Raw genomic sequence first — 18,780 nt, forward strand, 5'->3', positions numbered from 1 at the left:
AGCCCGTTGAGGTTTGCAATATAATAGGTGTTGCCACCTGAATTTAGTTCCAGCCAGTTACCACTTTCGTCATCAAACCTTACCACTTCACCGCCACCATTGGTATTCCATTTTGCCGGGAAGTCACCGATGAAGTCATTGGAGAAATCGTCAAAAAAGAGCAATTCGTCCCCGGGCACGAAATCGAATTTGTTGTATACCTGCAGTGCCCGGGCACCTCCGGCATTTTCCCGGTTGTTTTCCGTCTGGCTAGTCTGGTCGGTGTTCTCGCCATTTGGGGGTTGCGGCGTGTTTTGTTTAGGTGCGGGCTCCTTTTTACCTGTTTTGGGATTTAATATACTGTCCATCCCTTTGGAGGTTTCCTTGTACACCTTTTCCTCGGTTTTTCGGATAACGGCTTCTTCAGCAGCCTTCTCGGCGCGTTTTCGAAGTTTTTTCAGTAATTGTCCTTCTGCTGAGGGGATGATAAATAGAAAGAGCAGGATAGTACATGCTCCAAGTAGTATTGGATGCTTTGTTTTCATGGTTAAGTGTTCTTTGTGAGGTAATTAATATACTAAAAAAGGAACTTTTAGTACTTAATAATGTGTGGGTTGCAAGAATTTGCTTACCGCCGGGGTTGTATGGTGTATCAGTTCATCCGATACAGGATAAGGTCCTGCCCCTGTCCTTTGGTGACCAGTTCAAGATCGCGGTCGTTGTCCAGGTCGTCCAGGCTGATGGCGTCAACACCAAAAACCGGGAAGCCCGGGATGCTGTTGGTTTGACTGTCAAAGAGGTATACTTTTTCCCCTTGGAGGTCGGTTACACTCACATAGATCTTGTCATACAGATAAAAGATCTTTGGGGCGGTATAAACGCCGAGGTCCAGTGTAATGGGCCTGCCTTTTATGGTAAGGATATTTTCAGTCAGGGTGGCCAGGGTCTTGCTCGTGGCATCAATGCGGTGCAGGGCATCGAGGTTGAGCCTGCTGGCGGATAATTTGCCTTTGGTATCGATGGTGTACAGGCGCCCTGTGTTGTCAGTAAATGTAAACTGGTTGCGGTAAAGGTATACAGGATTCTCCGAAAACTCGAAGCGCTGCTCTACAGGAATTCGGGTTTTACCCACCCGGTTGCGGATCTCAAGGGAGCCATTTTCCAGCTGGAACACCAGATAGTCCTTACTACCCACACGGAAGTGCTGGGGTGCCCTCAGGATTGGAGCCTCGGCCTCTGTGTACGTATAGCCTTTTACGATTTGTCCCCTGCTGTTGTACATGAAGACCTTTCGGCCCTGGCTGACCACAAAGCGGTAATTGCGGTTGTTCTCGTAATCGAATACAGCAAGGGGGTTCAGGTTGCCCCCTTTGAAACTCATATTGAAAGGGGCTACCTCTTTGCCATTTCGGTCCAAAATGAGGAACTGCTCGTTGGTGGTAAAAGCCAGTTGTAATCGTCCATTTTTATATATGTCAACCTGCCTGATCTCGCCCTGTACCCTGCTGTCTAATTGCTTTTTCCACAGGATTTTTCCTTCCGGGGAGATGAGGTATAATTTGTTTTCGGCATCCTGTACCACGATTTCTTTTTTCCTGTTTCTGTGGTTGATGACGAATTGCGGCTTTGTGGCCACCTCAGCATCCAGTTGTAAACGGAACACCTCCGTTGTCGTATAGCGCATGGCAGGCTTGCCAATACGTGAAACCGCCATATTGTTGAAATAGTAGTCGGATCCCGACACCAGTTGCCCGGAGTAAGCAAAACCTGATGGGAAAGGGGTGGATTCCTGCAGCCCGCTTTCATTAAAAAGGGGTGTATCCATAAGTGCTTTCATGCCCTTTGCGTCGGCAATGAACTCCAATGAGGCTTCCCGTGACCTGAACCTGGAGCTGCTCTCGTATACCGGGTTTAGCTCATAAACAGCCCCGCTGTTAAAGGCCTGCAGGACCGCTTCGAGAGATTTGGCAGAAGAGGCAAAGATGAACTGGTTTTCCAGCCGGGTAACATAAAGAGCATTGAAATCACTGATGATGGGTTTAAAGTAGATGCTGAGGAAATCCCCGTTCCTCAGGGTCAGGATCTCGCTACCCTGAAACTGCCGGCTGCCGGTTTGGTCTTCCCCCAAAAAAGCTTCCAAAGCAGCGGAATCGAACATATTGAGGACCACCACTTCCTCCCCCTTTAGGTAGATGATGCCTACAGACTCCAGCGCCGAGAACAAATCCTCCTGAAGGGTTCCTTCTCCCAGGAAGTTTTGCTGATTTCTTACAAACTGGGTGTAATTGTCGAATGTAAATGAAAGCAGGGCGTCCGCATCTAATGGTGCCAGTGCGGCCAGTCTGTTCTCCAGAGGTTGGGTGCCCCGGAACAGGGAACCCCAGGACGGCAACGAATCCGGATGGGAGACGATACCGCTTCCTGAAACAGCTGCCTGTTCCAGGTTGATATCCATGACCTGCCAGGTAGGTGCGAGGGAATCCCTGTTTGATTCAGGCTCGACAAATGGGAAAAACCTGGTAAAACGATCTTGAGCCCCTTTGCGATAGAGGGTAGCGGATGTTCTTCCGTTTGCGGTCTTAAGCAGTTGGTCTAAAGCTGGAGTGGGTTGACTTCTTTGATTGGCAAGTCTGGCAAGTAGTTCCGGATCTTCTGACCAGAGCGATACATCGCCCCTTTCCATGGAATATAGCTGCAGGCTGTCCCGGCTATATTGGGTTAGGGATACGCCTTCAACAGTGATCGATGTTAATGGGGTCACTAGGGTGGTGTCTTCAGGGAAACGGGTTGAGGCCCTGAAGGTGGCAAGGACCATCACCTCTTTTCCATCCCGCTGACTAAGGCTCAGGGTGGCGCTGCTGTCTGAATCCACCTCTTGTAACAGACCGCCAGGCATTTCCAGCAAAGTGGAACCTCCTTCTTTCTTAAATGTAGTGAGGTAGGCGCAATTCTTCAGGTCGCTCTTAAAATTGGAAAGGTTTTGTATTTGCAGGATTACGGAAGCGTCTTGTGGAATAAACTCAATCAGGTTGTTGTCTTCCTTTTTTTTGCGTGTGCAGGCCGTGCTTAGGATTCCGAATAGCAGCAGGTATACCCAGTATCTCATTTTTGATCTGTTGCGAAGTCAAAAGCAAAGTTAAGAATATCTGTATGCCGGCAAGTCGAAATTTACACTCGGGCCTTAAAGCCCTATTACCAACAGCTGAGGTGGATCATAAATCAAGACGCAGCTGTTCAGGCAGCAAGCGGAAGCTCTTCCGGTGATACGGACAGGGGCCGTATTTTTTCAGCGCTTCCCGATGCTCCGCAGTGGGGTAGCCCTTGTTTTTATTCCAGGCGTACATAGGGTATTCCCGGTGAATCTTTTCCATGTAGCTGTCGCGCGTGGTTTTGGCCAGTACGGAGGCCGCAGCAATGTGCATGAATTTACGGTCGCCCTTTACAATACAGGCATGCGGGATGCCTTGATAGGCTGAAAATTTATTGCCATCGACCAAAACGAATTCCGGCCTGCTTGACAATTGATCAAGGGCCAGGTGCATAGCCCGGATAGAGGCGTTCAGAATATTGATCTCGTCGATTATTTCGGGAAAAACATGTGCCACCCCAAAGGCAAGAGCAGCCTCTTGCAGCACAGGTAGCAACTGCAGCCTTTTCTTTTCCGAAAGCAGCTTGGAGTCATTGAGGTTTTTGTGGGAAAAGTCGGGTTTTAGAATAATGGCTGCGGCCGTCACCGGACCCGCCAGACAACCGCGTCCGGCTTCATCCGTACCTGCTTCCAAAGGACTGTGAAGGTAGGCCTGTAACATTAACCGAAGAGTTTATAAAGTTTTGCGTAACGCGCCAAATTATGTTTAGTTTTATTTAAAAAAGATTAAACAATAAGTGAAAAATTAACACTTCTGTTGATAATTCCGTAATAATGTGAAATTTTTTAACAGAAACCCCGTGTAAACCCCTTGTTTTCTTGCATAGTTAACGATTTATTAGCAAATTTGTCCCTTGACTAATTCAAAAAACTAATTAAATGAGATCAAAGTTAACTTGGATGTTAACACCGCTTCTGGTGTTATGCATGACCTTCTCTTTTGCACAGGAGAAGACGATTTCTGGTAACGTTACGGATCAAACAGGCATTCCTCTGGGAGGGGTTGCTGTTGTGATTGTAGGTACTAGTACAGGTGTTCAGACCGATTTTGATGGAAATTATTCCATTCGGGCAAACGTTGGACAGGTACTTCGTTTTAGTTACCTAGGACTTAAAACAACAGATCGCACTGTCGGTTCTGCCAATGTGATCAACGTTGTGATGGAAGAAGACGCTGAGGCCCTTCAGGAGGTAGTGGTACAGGGGTACCGAACTGCTCCTAAGGAAAAGTCCAGTATTGCGTCGGTTACTATCTCGGCGGAGACCATTGAGAACCGTCCGAATGCGAGTTTCGTACAGACGCTTTCCGGACAGGTAGCTGGTTTGAACATTACCACTACTTCCGGTCAGCCCGGTGCTAACTCAACAGTAAACCTTCGTGGGGTAACTTCCATCAACGGTAACACCGAGCCCTTATTTATTATAGATGGTGCACCGGTTGATGAAGACAACTTCAGGAGTTTGAACCCACAGGACATCGCCAGTATTTCTGTACTGAAGGATGCCGGGGCTACCGCAATTTACGGTAACCGGGGAGCAAACGGGGTGGTGATCATCAAAACCAAACAGGGAAGTTTCAATGCTCCTTTGCAGATCAATTACTCAGGGATCCTCAGTTTCAGTTCCCTTCAGGACAACGATTATGACCTGATGGATTCCCAGGAGCAATTGACCCTGGAGAACGAAAGGGGAGCTGGTCTTGGAGGAACCCTCACTCCTGCAGAGATCGCTACTTATGGAACTACAGATTGGGCCGATTATTTCTTTGACACCGGTCTTACACAGAACCATACGCTATCCTTGCAGAGTGGTGCGGAGAAGTTTTCTCAGTTTACTTCTTTCGGGTACTTTGATCAGCAGGGTATCCTGCAGGATTCTGACCTGAAGCGTTTCAATATCCGAAACAACACATCAGGTAGATCCGAAAATGATAAATTCAATTACAGTACAAGCTTTACTATCAACTACTCTCAGTCTAACGAGCCGAACAGTATCGGATCCGGTGCGATCAACAGGAACTACATCCTGGGGGCCTATCAGTCCGTTCCTTATATCTCGCCAGACGATTATGTAGATGGAGCTGCACTTTTATCCCCGCTGTTGTTTAGCAACACACCCCTCTTCCTGATCGACCGTCTGAGGACCTATACCAGGAAAGAGGAAGAGGTGAAGATTGTAGGTAGTGTAAACGCTTCTTACGAAATTGCTCCTAATCTGGAAGCCCGGGCCGTTTTAAGTGCGGACTACCAGAGCGAATTCCTGACCAGGGCTGAAGCTCCGGATTCTTTTAACGCCCTCCTTTTTGGTGGGGAAGAAAACCCGCAGTCTGGTTTCCAACAACAAATTACAACCCGACAGTTTTCATACAACCAGGTAACTTCCCTGAACTATAACAACCAGTGGGGAAAACATTCCCTGGATGCCGGGGCCTATATGGAGTACTTTAAGGCACACTTCAGGCAGTTTGGTTACTTTGCCAACGGTTTGAACCCAAAAACCTTCTACCCCGGTGACGGATCTGGTCTGATCCAGGTTTCCATCAGCCCGAATACAGGAGGATTGTTGAGGGTAGATAACCCACAGGCACAAATCCTGAATGCCGGATTATTCTCTTACTTTACCCAGGCCGATTACGACTTCGACAGCCGATACGGATTTACAGGAACCTTCCGTAGGGATGCTTCCTACCGTTTTGCAGGAAGTAACAAATGGGCGAACTTTTACTCCCTGGCTGCCCGTTGGAACATTCATAACGAGAGTTTTATGCAGGGATCTGTATTCAACCAGTTAAAACTGCGTGGTTCTTACGGTACAGCAGGTAACCAGCGAATTGCTGGTGGTGGCTACTTTACCGCACCTGACCTTACCAAGAACCTTTTCGCAACAGGACAGGGTTATGCACTTAATAACTCTATCTTCCGATCTCAAATTGCAAATACAACGCTGAGGTGGGAGACCGTATCCCAGGCGAACGTAGGTATCGATTTTGAGGTTTTTGATAGCAGGCTCCGTGGATCTGTTGATGGATACATCAAGGAGACCTCAGACCTCTTCCAAAGCACACCAATTTCTGCAGTTAATGGAATTACCCAATTGAATGCAAATACTGGTGACCTGAAGAACACAGGTATAGATTTTACAATTAATTATGATCTGATCCGTTCTGACGAACAGGATGGCTTCAACCTTACCCTGAACCTGGTAGGTAACTACAACAAACAGGAGTTGGATAATATTCCAAACGAGGAAGGTGAGCTTATCGGAACCGGTCGTAACGGAGGAAAACTCTTTGAGTACTTTACCATTCGCTATGCCGGGGTTAACCCAGCCAATGGTAACCTGTTGTTCCTGGATGCCGATGGTAACGTAACCGAGAATCCTGATGCAGACACCGACCGTGTATGGCTGGATAAAAACATTTTCCCAGACTGGAACGGTAGTTTCGGGTTTAACATGGACTACAAAGGATTCTTCCTTCAAACGCAGTTTAACTATACCATTGGTGTAGACCGTTATGATTTTGACCTGTCAGGTTTCCAGAATCCGGATAACATCGGACAGTTCAGGAGCTCACGTGACCTGCTCCGTGCCTGGACGCCGGATAACAGGATTACGGACATTCCGAGGTACGATGCACCTAACCGTGCTGCCTTTGCCTCTGACCGCTACCTGAGGGATGCGGATTATATCCGTCTGCGATTTGCAACCATCGGATATAACTTCCCAAAACGCTTCCTGGAAGGAACCGGTATCAAGAGCCTGAGTGTATTTGGTAATGCTGAGAACCTGTTCACAATTACAGAATGGAGAGGTTTTGATGCAGAAGCACTTACGAACACCTCAAGGCAATATCCAACACCAAGGACAGTTTCCTTCGGATTTGAATTAGGACTTTAAAAAATTTAGCAATGAAAAATTACAGAAAGATATTTTACCTGATTGGCATGGTGTTCACGCTGGTAGCGTGTAACGATGCTATTGAAATCGACCAGCCGGGTAGATTGGATGCGGATGCGGCCTTCCAGACTGTGGATGACCTCCAGCAAGGTCTGTTTGGTGTGTATGACAACATCGATACTACCCCGGAAATAGCTTTTACATCTATTTTTACAGATGAATTGTCTATTGGATTTGACAACGGTGGCCAGGGACTGGCAGACTACGGGTTTGTTCTTAACCCGGGAAGCGTTGCCCCGGCTAACTTCTGGACCCGTAACTATGCGGCAATTGTATCTGCTAACCTTCTTATTGAAGGTGCAGAACTTATTGTGCCGGAAGACGCTACAGAGCAGGCTACTTATGACCAAGTTTTGGGAGAGGCTCTTGCACTGCGTGCTTTTGCCCACTTTGAACTGATGTCCTATTTCGTAACGGATTATACCGATAACAGTGTGTTTGGTGTACCTATTATGGATTTTGTACCTGCTATTGACGCCCAACCTTTGCGTGATCCTGCAGGGGATGTATGGAGCTTTATCCTTCAAGATCTTACAGATGCCAATGCCCTGTTAAGTGATGATACGAGTGATCCTACCCGGATCAACAAGGACTTTATCGCTGCTATGCGTGCAAGAATCGCTGCTTACCGCGGAGATTATGCTACAGCGGCTACGTTCAGCCAGCAGCTGATCGACAAGTATCCTTTGGCTAACCGGGCGCAGTATGAAGGTGTATTCCTTGATACAGACAATACTGAGATCATTTTCAAGCTCGAGCGAACCAACAATGATACCTATGACGGACAAGGAGCTACTGGTAGTGCTGCTGCAGGGGGATGGGCAGGGGCCCGTTTCGCCTTTGTGGATGCTACGCTTGCCGGATCCCCATACTTTGAAATGGGACGTTCCCTGTTTAATGAGCTTGATCCAGCTGACATTCGTTACGATGTCAACGTGGCACCTACCAGTCTGATCGACCCGGATTATGCGACCAACAATGATCCTGCTCTGGATATCCTTGTTGTTCAGAAATATCCCGGATCTGAGGGACAGCCATTGATGAACGATCTGAAGATCTTCAGGGCTTCAGAAATGCTGCTGATCCGTGCCGAGGCCTATGCCGATGCCGGTAGTTTGAATGGAGCTTCCAATTCTGTGGCAGCCCTCCTGAAGCAACTGCGTGATGCTCGTTTTGGAACGGATACTTCGCTGCCAACTTTTGCCAGCCAGCAGGAGGCTTTCGGAGCCATCCTGGATGAAAGGCGAATTGAACTGGCCTTTGAGGGACATCGTTACAAGGACCTTAAAAGGCTAGGGGTACGGGCCAACCGTGAAGTAACCAAGGATGCTATTGACTGTGCCTTTAATGGTGCATGCTCTTTGAGCCCGACGGATTTCAGGTTTACTTTGCCGCTCCCTATTGTGGAGTTCAATGCCAACCCGGGGCTGCGTGAACAACAAAACCCAGGATACTAATTATAAAAGTGTAAACAATGAAAAAGTATATATTTAGTTTAATCGCAGCTTTAGGTCTTCTCACTTCCTGTGAGGAAGATGTAATTGTCTTCGATACGCCTGATGGTTTTGTGCAGTTGAGTGCTACCACAGGTACGGTAACCGAGGATACCACAGACCCGGTGATCACTACAGTGGAACTGGGAAGTGGAGAAAACGAAAGTGGAGTTTCCGTTAATTTTACGGTAACTTCTTCCGATGCCTCAAGATATGTTGTTGAACCGGCATCAGGGACTATTGATATCCCCGCAGGAGAATTCTCTGCCGATATTTCCCTGTCTGTTATAAACAACATTATTGTTGATGGCGATATTGATGTAACCATTGAAATTACCGGAGCTTCAGTGCCAATTGGTATTGGAGGTGAAGAAAACTTCAGGGTAAGCAGGGTCATTACTATCGTTGATGATGACTGCCCCATCGATATCAATGCCTTTGTAGGTACCTTTGATGTATTTGAGAACTTTACTGACGGGGTTAATGCACCATTAGGCCTTGCCGATTTCTTTGGTGAAGCTTATCAACTGGAGCTTTCTCTGGCGCCTAACGATCCTTCAGGAACCAAGGTGGTCATTAACAACAGCCCAGGATTCAACGAATACATCGCTGATGGAACCGTTATGTCTTTCCTGACCTGTAACGGTGAAGTGATCTTTGATGCTGGATTCCCAACTGTAGCGCTGTTCCGTACCTTTGAATACACAGATTCTTCTTACGATGAGAGTATTGGAGAAGTTCAATGTACCGGTCCGTTAGCGACATTTGGTCCGTATCAATTTACATTGACCAGGCAGTAGGAGTATTTCCTGACTGATTCATATAAAAACCCGTGAGTTCGCTCACGGGTTTTTCTTTTGTATTACTATTGGTGTTACCAAATAATGAGAGGGTTTGTCCAACCTCACAGGAATAACCAGAGCACACCTTATACTATCAAATACTGGTGGATATATGAAGTTGATGACCTTAAAAGGAACTAGTAGCGTAATTGTTATTTCGTATCATAAAAAAACCCCGCAGTACTGGCGGGGCTTTTTTATTTGTCGGCAGGATCTTTAGAGCGTATTATAGTGCTCCAGTAGTTGGAGTACTTCCGCTTCAGATTTTAATTTAAGCTTATTCTTTTTTACATAACTGCCCAAATCATTGTTGCTACCATCAAGGGCCGTCAGTACACCTTTCTTGTTCAGTTTAACGGGCTGTGCGGTTTCCCCGTCTATACTGATGTAGTAAGATTCCACCAACTCAAACTTCGGGGGTTTGTCTTTCCCGTAGGAGGAGGTAGCGGCCTGTCCCTCACGAAGTATTACCTGCCGGCGACGAAGCAAAACAGCATTACCTTCATTAAGGGCGTTAAAATAGCCATTCTTGATCCCATCGTCATAAGTATAGGGATGAACACTGAAAACCTCACTTCCCAAACGGACAGTAATATAATCGCGTTTCATCACCGCACTGGTGGTATTCCCGTTGCGCATTTCCAGTTCATCGTTAAAAGCATTGTAACGCAAAAGAGTTTGGTAAGATTCTTCTCCCTTGATGGTGACGGTACCCACCACAAATTCCTCGTTCAGGTAAGGGGATCCAAGCACATTGGAAGGTACACGATTACTTCCCGTAACTGTATTCTGTACATATACCGTTGGGAGTTCCATGGCAGGAGATCCCTGTGCAATGCTACCATAACTGATCATAATGGCCGGAACGGCTATAATTAGTGTTTTTCTCATAGTGTATTTTAATAGATTAATAGTGTATAACAAAAATTGGTCCATTTTTCATGGAAGATTGCAAAGATAGGGGATATCAGTACAATATCAGTTCACTCTAAAATCAAAGATTTCAGAGAAGGAACTATTTCCTGCACTGTCCCTTGAACGCACACGCCAGTAGTATACGATCCCCTGGCCCGTGGTAACATCGGTTTGCAGCGAATTCTCGGACAGCGTGTCCAGAAGGGTATCTGCGGCAGCATCTGTACCAAAAAATACATCGTATTCCACCAGGTCATTATCTACGTCACTGCCTTCCCATTCCAGGGTTACCGTTCCCGTGCTGTTAATGGACGCACCCCTGGGCGGAGAAATAGCTATTGCAGGGAAAGGCGCGTAGTTCGCTACGCCGGGACCTGTGTTGTAGAACCTCCAGGTAGCACTGGTGGCGGTCTCGTTGGTGCCATTGGCACGTGATACCACATACCACTCATAGGGGTTGCCCCTTTTGAGTGTGATCAGCGCAGAGTTTGTATTGGATACGGTCCGAGAGAAATTATTATTGCTCAGGTCTTTCAGGTTCACTTCATAGGAATCTGTATTCTGGGAAGCGTTCCATTGAAATAACACCTGGCTTTGGGTGTCGTTCAGGACCTCCCCCTCATTGCATTCACTGTTATTGTCGGGGAAAACCAGGGTAGCTGCTGAAGGTACTGCTACCGGATCTGGTTCGGGATCCGGGCCGGAACCAGGTTCGTCCCCTCCTCCTCCACAGGCCAATAGCCCGCTGATCAGGAATATGCTCAGTATGTATTTCCAGTTCATTTTCTTAAAATTTTATAGTTCACCAGGGAACGTTTCGTACGGATATTCAACAGGTAAATACCCCTGGCAAGTCCGCCCATATTCAGTCGAATTTCCCGGTTGATCAAGGGATATTGTTTCCCCATAAGTTTTACCCCATTCATTGTAAACAGGGAAATTTCAACTTCTTCCAATTCATTATCCCCCATAAATATGTTCAGATCACTGCCTTCAATTGGGTTCGGGTACACCAGCAGCTTAGAACTGAGGAAAATAGTTTCCTCATAGGTGCCCTGGCAGGCTTTATCCGTACTAATCGTCAGGGTATTTTCTATTTTGTTCAGGGGCAAAGTAATCTCGCTTTCGGTTGTGCGATATACCTCATTATTTAAGATAATGGTATACGACTTCCCTCCAGAAAGGTTTATTGTGACTTCACTATCAAGGGAACCAACCCTGGAAGATACAGAGAGGTCTTCCGGTTGTGTAACACTGAGGTCAAAACAATTTTCATAACCTGGTTGCCCGGCAACTGTAATGCAAACCGTATAATCTCCGGAAGCAAGCCCACTGACTTCAAGGGTGTCATTAAAATTGATGACCTCATTGGTATTGGGCCCGGTTACTGTGGCTGTGTAATCCAGGTTTTGTGCAGCCGTAATTGCGATGCTACCATTATTGCTACTCCTGCAGGATTCTCCGGTTACGAGAATGCTGAAATTGTCAGGGGGTAAGGTAAATACCGGGCAACCCGTTACATCAACAATAGTCCCTTCCGGGGTATCTGCACACAGGTCCAAACTGTTGGGTACTCCGTCATTATCAGCATCTTCATCACAGGGATCCCCGATTCCGTCGCCGTCAGCGTCTGCCTGATCGGCATTGGCCACCAGCGGGCAGTTGTCATCTATATCCAGTATGCCATCATTATCGTCATCATTGTCACAGGCATCTCCCAGCCCATCCCCATCAGTATCCAACTGATTGGCGTTACCCACTAACGGACAGTTATCATCAACATCCAGGACACCGTCGTTATCGTCATCATCATCGTCCTGAAATCCTTCCACCACAAAATCATCTATGACCACCCCTTCCTGGTTGACAGCAGGATCGGAATGGAAAACGATTCGGAACAGCACGTTGGGTTCGTTGGTGAGATCGGTCTCACCGAGGGCAGCATTAGCCACGAAATCATAGGCGTATTCTGTGAGTGTAGTGTTGGTACCCGTCCACTGTGCTCCCGGACAATTCTGGCAGTCGTCATCTGTACCTGAACTCTCATTGGTGCGGTCACTGTTGTACCAGTTGGGCTGACTGTTAACATTCCCCAGCACATTCCAGCTTGCCCCGTCATCCGTGGAGTATTCCACGTATACGATGTCAAAGTTTATTTCGAGGTCGTAGGCCATGGTAAACTTCAAAACCGGGGCCAGGATGGAGGACAGTTCGTAGCAGTTGCTTACGATATAGCCCTTAACCCCGTCCGGGTGGTTACCTGCCAGGTTGGTACCATAGACCTGCGTTCCCGAGGCCGCCTGGTTCAGCAGGTTGCCTGATGGCACACCCCTTTCCCACACGCTGTTGTTGGGATCGCCGTCATTATAAGTGATGAGTTCATTATTACCGTCTTCAAAGGTATTCAGGGCATCCCCCACCCCAAAGGCATTTGCAAAAAAGGTTTTGCTTAATGCATTGTTGTCTGCAAAGGCATCATTGGTGATGTTGGTCTCCACATCCAGTGTTACCGGGCCAGTAGTCCCAATATTAAGGGAGGGCAGTGAAATGTTAGTGGTTTCCCCGGGGTTCAGCGTAACCGGCTCTGTTAGGTTTTGATCTGCCCCGCCATTCACCCGGTAGGTAATGTCAATGCTGGTAATGGGGTTGGACCCTTTATTTTCCACAGTGATCTCCGGGAAGATCTCCCCACATAGCACATTAAACCCTTCAGGGGTAACAGATAACAGACGCACATCATCATCAGGGACCTGTATGGGTATGGCGGATTTCCATGCACCGCGTCCGTAGGTTGAGGCCACGATGACCTCGTCTTCCAGGCTGATCTCCAGATCGCTGTAGGAAACGCTGGGCAGGTTGGCAAAATATTCTTCCCATTCCGTGAGGGACTCATCGGTTTCATTAATGAGGGTATCGTCAATGCGATAGACCCCAAGGCTGGTGCCAACATACACCGGGTTATCTGTATGCCTCCCCTGGTGGACCAGGGCAAAGAAGGCCTGGTCTGTTGGCAGGTCTCCTGTGATGTCTACTTCAGGTCCGGCCACACCGTTATTTACGGGTACTTTGAATATTTTGCGCGTAATGCCTTGTTGTGCAGACTGGTTCCGGCCCACCCGCAAGGAGGTGGCTACATAAATAGCAGAACCGTCATTGGTGTTGATGGCAATGTCTGAAATCACCGCATCCGCGTTAAAAAAGGCACTAAAGGTTTGTCCCCCGTCCTCACTCCTGTGTACAAAGGTGCCTTCGGCGGCGTAGATAACCGATGGATTCGAGGGGTCCACTTCAATATCTTCAATACCGCCTTCGGTGCTGGGTATGGTATAAAGTTTTTCCCAGGAACTGCCATTGAGACGGTAGATAGCATCATAGCCTGCATAGACCTGGCTGTCACCTCCTACCGCAAGTGGGGTAATCCAGTTACCTTCAACCCTGTTACCCTCGTCATCCCTCGGGGCGCCGATCGTTGTGGCAGATTGACCCGAGTTTGTCGAAATAAAGAGTACCTGTCCAAATTGTGAGAAGCCATAAATAATGTCGGTGTTGTTCGGATCAAACTCATAATCCATCCCGTCTGCACGGGTGTAGCTATTCCAAACATTATCATTGAATATAAAGCCGGAATTGTCCTGTGTACCACCGGCGATCTTATTGCTGTTACTGCCAGCAATTGCTATTTTATAAAATTGAGTTACGGCCATGTTAGACGTAACATCCGTAAAGGCAGCCCCCCCGTTTTCTGAGACCCATAAGCCACCATCGGAGCCTACGAATAATCGGTTGCCGAAATATTTAAGGGTATGGATATCTACATGGGTATAAGTTCCGGTCGTTACGCTAGTGCTACTGCTGTTGTTGGCAATTCTGGTAAAGGAATTCCCGCCATTGATACTTCTCCAGATATTAAGGCAGCCCATGAATAGCGTATTGGCATCTGTTGGGGAAACCTCCAGGGCCAGGTCGAACCAGGCCTGGCTGGATTCCATGATATTGGTGGTATTGGGGCTTTCCGTAAAAGTAGCCCCGCTATCAGTCGATTTATACAACCCCTGGTAGCTGAAATTACTGCTGCCGGTGTTGGCTGCCAGGATATACAGCACCTCCGGGTCAGCCGGAGTAACCCCTAAAACCGCCCTTCCCGCACTGGTTGGGAGTAGTGGGTCATCCAGGGCGGTAAAGTCCTGACCGTTTGATGTTTTGAAAAAACTAACCTGATTACCGCTACCGCCTACATATCGCCCTACAACCGCATATAAGGTGTTAGAATTGGTATTTCCGGGTTTCATTTTCAGATCCGCGATAAATCCAGGCAGCATCTCTACCCAAGTTGCCCCTGCATCTGTCGTCTTATATAGCCCAACACTGGTGGCTACCCAGAGGACGTTTGAATCTGTGGGATCTATTATGATCTCGTTCATCAGGGAGTTCACATTGGTGTTGGAAGGATTCAAGCCCGTTTCATTCCAGCTCTGCCCCCCGTCTGTGGATTTATACACCCCGATGCTGTAGGAATCTGCTGCATCATCATCCCCGGTTGCTATATATATGGTATTGGAATCATTGGGGTCAATCGCAATGCCTGATACCCCTATCTGTGGGAAATTATCAAAAAGGTTGGTCCAGCTACCCCCCGCATTGGTGGTTTTCCAGATGCCTCCTGCAGGGGCTCCGGCATACCATATGTTGGGATTGTTAGGATCTACGGCAATGGCATTGATCCTACCCGTGCCGGGGAGTCCGCTTCCCGAAGTGCCCGGATTGAAGGGACCAATGGCCGACCAGTCGGCGGTGGGATTGGGGGTCCTTGCTGAGGAGGCCTTAGCTTGCCAAGCATCATATAGTTCTTTGGAAGTAGGGAGGTACCCATTCTGGTCCACAAAATACATCCAGTAGTTCTCCCATCTTTTGTAAGGTTTGTAACCGCTTCCTTTTTGGTTGCGATCCCGCCCTTCCCAATAGCGTTCCATTACCTCCTGTACTTCATACAGATTAACGGGTTTACCGGGAACGTCAGAAAAGAATAGCTGAGAACCATCGGCAGCTTCGATTCCAGCAGGGGTGGGGGTGACCTGACCGTAGGAAACAAAACTGCACAGTAAGAGTATAAGAAGTACTTTTCTTATCATAACAATTTTTTGAGCCCCTAAATATGCTGAAAATATGGCGAATTTTCAATTTTTTACGTTAAACGGAATAGTTAAAAAGCTCTTAATTACCCGGGGCCTGGAAAGATTGCTGGTAGGCCATACTTATGAAAGCCTTGGCATATTGGTTATCACAAAAAAACTACCTTTGTTCCCGTATCTACAGACCATGAAACATTGCCTGCTGTTATTAATCCTGTTTTCCGGAACCTTTCTGATGGCACAGGAGCGACCTTTACCTCCTGGAACACCAAAGGATAGCCTGCAAAAGCAAAGAACAAGGCCTAAAATGCCGATGGCCCCTACAGGCGACACCCAGGAAATCACTATAAAGGATTACAGGATCATTTCCCATCAGCGGGATACTACCTTTTTGGACACCACGCTTACCATTCAGAAGGAATACCGGTACAATTACCTGAGGCGGGATGATTTTGAACTCATGCCTTTCTCAAACGTAGGTCAGCCATACAACCGACTGGGAATAGACCTGGACAGGATTCAACTTTATCCACGAATAGGTGCCAGTGCGCGTCATTTCAACTATATGGAAATTGAGGATATACAGTATTACAATGTAGCCACGCCCATGACGGATTTGTTTTTCAAAACGACCTTTGAACAGGGGCAACTCCTGGATGCCATGCTCACGGTGAATACTTCAAGGCGTTTCAATTTCTCTTTAGCCTTCAAGGGTTTCCGTTCCCTGGGGAAGTATCAATTTAACCAGGCCGAATCCGGAAATTTCCGCTCCACGGCCAACTATGTGACCAAAAATGGCCGATACAGGTTTCGCGCCCATTGGGCCGCTCAGGACCTCATCGGAGAAGAAAATGGGGGGCTGCTTTTGAAAGAACTTCAATTCGAATCTGAAAATGATGATTTTACAGATCGCTCCCGTCTGGATGTGGTCTTCACCAATGCCCAGAATAAGGTGTTGGGGAAACGCTACTATTTGGACCATCAGTTTGCCCTGGTACAGGCCCGGCAGGATAGCCTGAAGCGAAGATCCACCTCTCTTACCCTGGGCCACCTGTTTAATTACGAGACCAAATACTATCAGTTCCAACAAGATAGTCAGGTTGATTTTTTCGGCCCTGCTTTTTTAACGCCCATAGACGACAAGGCGACCTTGAAGACTTTTATCAACCAGCTGAGTTTAAATTTCAGCAACCGCTTGCTGGGGTCCCTAACGGGATATGTCAACCTTTATAATTACGATTATTATTTTGACAGCCTGTTGTTAACCGGGGAAGGGACTATCGCCAACCAACTCAGGGGGGAAGAGATCAGCTTAGGGGCTATGTACCAGAAAACAGTGGGAGATTTTGAGTTGACGGGAAACGGAGCCTACACCCTTTCCGGTGAACTTACCGATTACTTTCTAACCGGATCGGCTGCCTATAGTTTCGGGGAGCTTTTTGACTTAAAGGCCACGCTGCATGCCTCTTCCCGTTTACCGGACTACAACTATTTATTATATCAGTCCGAATACGAGAACTACAACTGGCAGAATGACCAGGTATTTGATAATCAGAAAGTGAGTAGTCTCCAGGTAGATCTGACCTCGCGAAAATGGGGAGATGTAATGGTCAAGTATTCCACTGTAGACAATTATTCCTATTTCGCGTCGACGGCAAACCAGGAGCAGATTGAGGCAGGGACAGAAAACGCCTTTGTACGTCCGTTTCAGGAAAGTGATGCGGTAAGTATCCTGAAAGCCCGGTATAATAAAGAATTCAGATTGGGGAAGTGGGCGTTAAACAATACGGTTATGTATCAGAACGTGTCACAGAGCAACCAGGTGCTCAACCTTCCCCAGCTGGTCACGCGCAATACCCTGTATTTCTCTGACGATGTATTCAAAAAGGCGATGTATATACAAACAGGAGTGACCTTCAAATACTTCACTTCCTATTATATGGATGCCTACAATCCTTTGCTTGCGGAGTTTTATGTGCAAAACCGAGAGGAACTGGGTTCCTTTCCAATGCTGGATTTCTTCATTAACGCCAAGGTGAGGCAGACGCGTATCTATTTAAAGGCAGAGCATTTTAATTCTTCATTTACCGGGAACAGCTTTTATGCTGCACCCAATTATCCGTACCGGGATTTCGTGATCCGTTTTGGGTTGGTATGGAATTTTTTCTCCTGATTTTGCGAAGATTTTAGGGTTAAGTTATTCTTTAGCTGGCGGTTATTAACAATAGGCGAAGGGCTGTCAAAAATTTTTTTTGGTTACTGTTGTGCAACCCAAAAAAGTCCTCTATATTTGCACCCGCTTTACGAGGGAGTTGGAAAGAATGTGGAAGAGATATCGTAGGGTTTGGATTGAAAAAAGTTCATTGAAATATTGGCAGAGACGCGTTTTTTTCTTGTTCTGTTGTTTTTTAAAATGATGGGATTGGGGAGGAATGCAACAAAGAATTATTTCCAAAACAATGAGGAATAAAGGGGCAGGATCTGAATTACTTTATAGTTGAGATGTTATTTTAAGATTTCACGATGAAGAGTTTGATCCTGGCTCAGGATGAACGCTAGCGGCAGGCTTAACACATGCAAGTCGAGGGGTAACAGGGTTTGCTTGCAAACCGCTGACGACCGGCGCACGGGTGCGTAACGCGTATAGAACCTACCCTTTACTGGGAGATAGCCCGGAGAAATCCGGATTAATATCCCATAGTAATGTTTTATGGCATCGTAAGATATTTAAAGTTACGGCGGTAAAGGATGGCTATGCGTCTTATTAGCTAGTAGGTGAGGTAACGGCTTACCTAGGCTACGATAAGTAGGGGCCCTGAGAGGGGGATCCCCCACACTGGTACTGAGACACGGACCAGACTCCTACGGGAGGCAGCAGTGAGGAATATTGGACAATGGGCGCAAGCCTGATCCAGCCATGCCGCGTGCAGGAAGACAGCCCTACGGGTTGTAAACTGCTTTTATACAGGAAGAATAAGGGGTACGTGTACCCTGCTGACGGTACTGTAAGAATAAGGACCGGCTAACTCCGTGCCAGCAGCCGCGGTAATACGGAGGGTCCGAGCGTTATCCGGAATCATTGGGTTTAAAGGGTCCGCAGGCGGGCGATTAAGTCAGGGGTGAAATGGTGCGGCTCAACCGTAGCACTGCCCTTGATACTGGTTGTCTTGAGTCATAGTGGAGTGGCTGGAATATGTAGTGTAGCGGTGAAATGCATAGATATTACATAGAACACCAATCGCGAAGGCAGGTCACTAACTATCGACTGACGCTGATGGACGAAAGCGTGGGGAGCGAACGGGATTAGATACCCCGGT

At 47.3% G+C, this 18,780-nt stretch carries 9 protein-coding genes, 1 rRNA gene and 1 pseudogene; 5 read left to right on the forward strand and 6 right to left on the reverse strand.

What is annotated here, in order from left to right; all coding sequences use genetic code 11:
• The 3 genes and pseudogenes from AC4E7D_RS03075 to rnhB all read right to left on the reverse strand — a co-directional run.
• Nucleotides 1-524: pseudogene (locus tag AC4E7D_RS03075) on the reverse strand (OmpA family protein); the annotation flags it as partial.
• A gap of 107 nt (nt 525-631) precedes the next feature.
• Entirely contained in the window at nt 632-3,085 is a 2,454-nt protein-coding gene (locus AC4E7D_RS03080) for a ribonuclease HII (protein ID WP_490172341.1), read from the reverse strand.
• Between the two features lie 106 nt (nt 3,086-3,191).
• Nucleotides 3,192-3,788, reverse strand: a complete 597-nt coding sequence (rnhB, locus tag AC4E7D_RS03085; RefSeq protein WP_490172342.1) for a ribonuclease HII — start codon at nt 3,786-3,788, stop codon at nt 3,192-3,194.
• 239 nt (nt 3,789-4,027) lie between these two features.
• Between rnhB and AC4E7D_RS03090 the strand changes: the two genes are divergently transcribed.
• The 3 genes from AC4E7D_RS03090 to AC4E7D_RS03100 are packed head-to-tail and all read left to right on the forward strand — an operon-like array spanning nt 4,028 to nt 9,377.
• Nucleotides 4,028-7,024 carry a SusC/RagA family TonB-linked outer membrane protein gene (locus AC4E7D_RS03090; protein ID WP_490172343.1) on the forward strand — a complete coding sequence of 999 codons (2,997 nt, stop codon included), beginning with the start codon at nt 4,028-4,030 and terminating at the stop codon, nt 7,022-7,024.
• 11 nt (nt 7,025-7,035) lie between these two features.
• Nucleotides 7,036-8,541, forward strand: coding sequence for a RagB/SusD family nutrient uptake outer membrane protein (locus AC4E7D_RS03095; RefSeq protein WP_490172344.1), 1,506 nt, complete (start codon nt 7,036-7,038; stop codon nt 8,539-8,541).
• Nucleotides 8,542-8,558: 17 nt separating this feature from the next.
• The gene (locus AC4E7D_RS03100; protein WP_490172345.1) at nt 8,559-9,377 is read left to right on the forward strand and encodes a hypothetical protein; all 819 of its coding nucleotides are present in this window, start codon (nt 8,559-8,561) and stop codon (nt 9,375-9,377) included.
• 258 nt (nt 9,378-9,635) lie between these two features.
• Here AC4E7D_RS03100 and AC4E7D_RS03105 read toward each other — a convergent pair whose 3' ends face one another.
• From AC4E7D_RS03105 to AC4E7D_RS03115, 3 genes are all read right to left on the reverse strand, one after another.
• Nucleotides 9,636-10,310 carry a hypothetical protein gene (locus AC4E7D_RS03105; protein WP_490172346.1) on the reverse strand — a complete coding sequence of 225 codons (675 nt, stop codon included), beginning with the start codon at nt 10,308-10,310 and terminating at the stop codon, nt 9,636-9,638.
• Between the two features lie 87 nt (nt 10,311-10,397).
• Complete coding sequence (locus AC4E7D_RS03110; protein WP_490172347.1) at nt 10,398-11,117, reverse strand: hypothetical protein; 720 nt, start codon at nt 11,115-11,117, stop codon at nt 10,398-10,400.
• Nucleotides 11,114-15,463, reverse strand: coding sequence for a thrombospondin type 3 repeat-containing protein (locus tag AC4E7D_RS03115; RefSeq protein ID WP_490172348.1), 4,350 nt, complete (start codon nt 15,461-15,463; stop codon nt 11,114-11,116). The genes AC4E7D_RS03110 and AC4E7D_RS03115 overlap by 4 nt, the downstream gene beginning before the upstream one ends.
• Nucleotides 15,464-15,497: 34 nt before the next feature.
• On the opposite strand from AC4E7D_RS03115, the gene AC4E7D_RS03120 reads away from it, so the two are divergent.
• On the forward strand, nt 15,498-17,636 hold the full coding sequence (locus AC4E7D_RS03120; protein ID WP_490172349.1) for a putative porin: 2,139 nt from the start codon (nt 15,498-15,500) through the stop codon (nt 17,634-17,636).
• A gap of 347 nt (nt 17,637-17,983) precedes the next feature.
• Nucleotides 17,984-18,780: ribosomal RNA gene (locus AC4E7D_RS03125) — 16S ribosomal RNA — on the forward strand; the annotation flags it as partial.

This window comes from Lentiprolixibacter sp. (genome assembly GCF_982873095.1).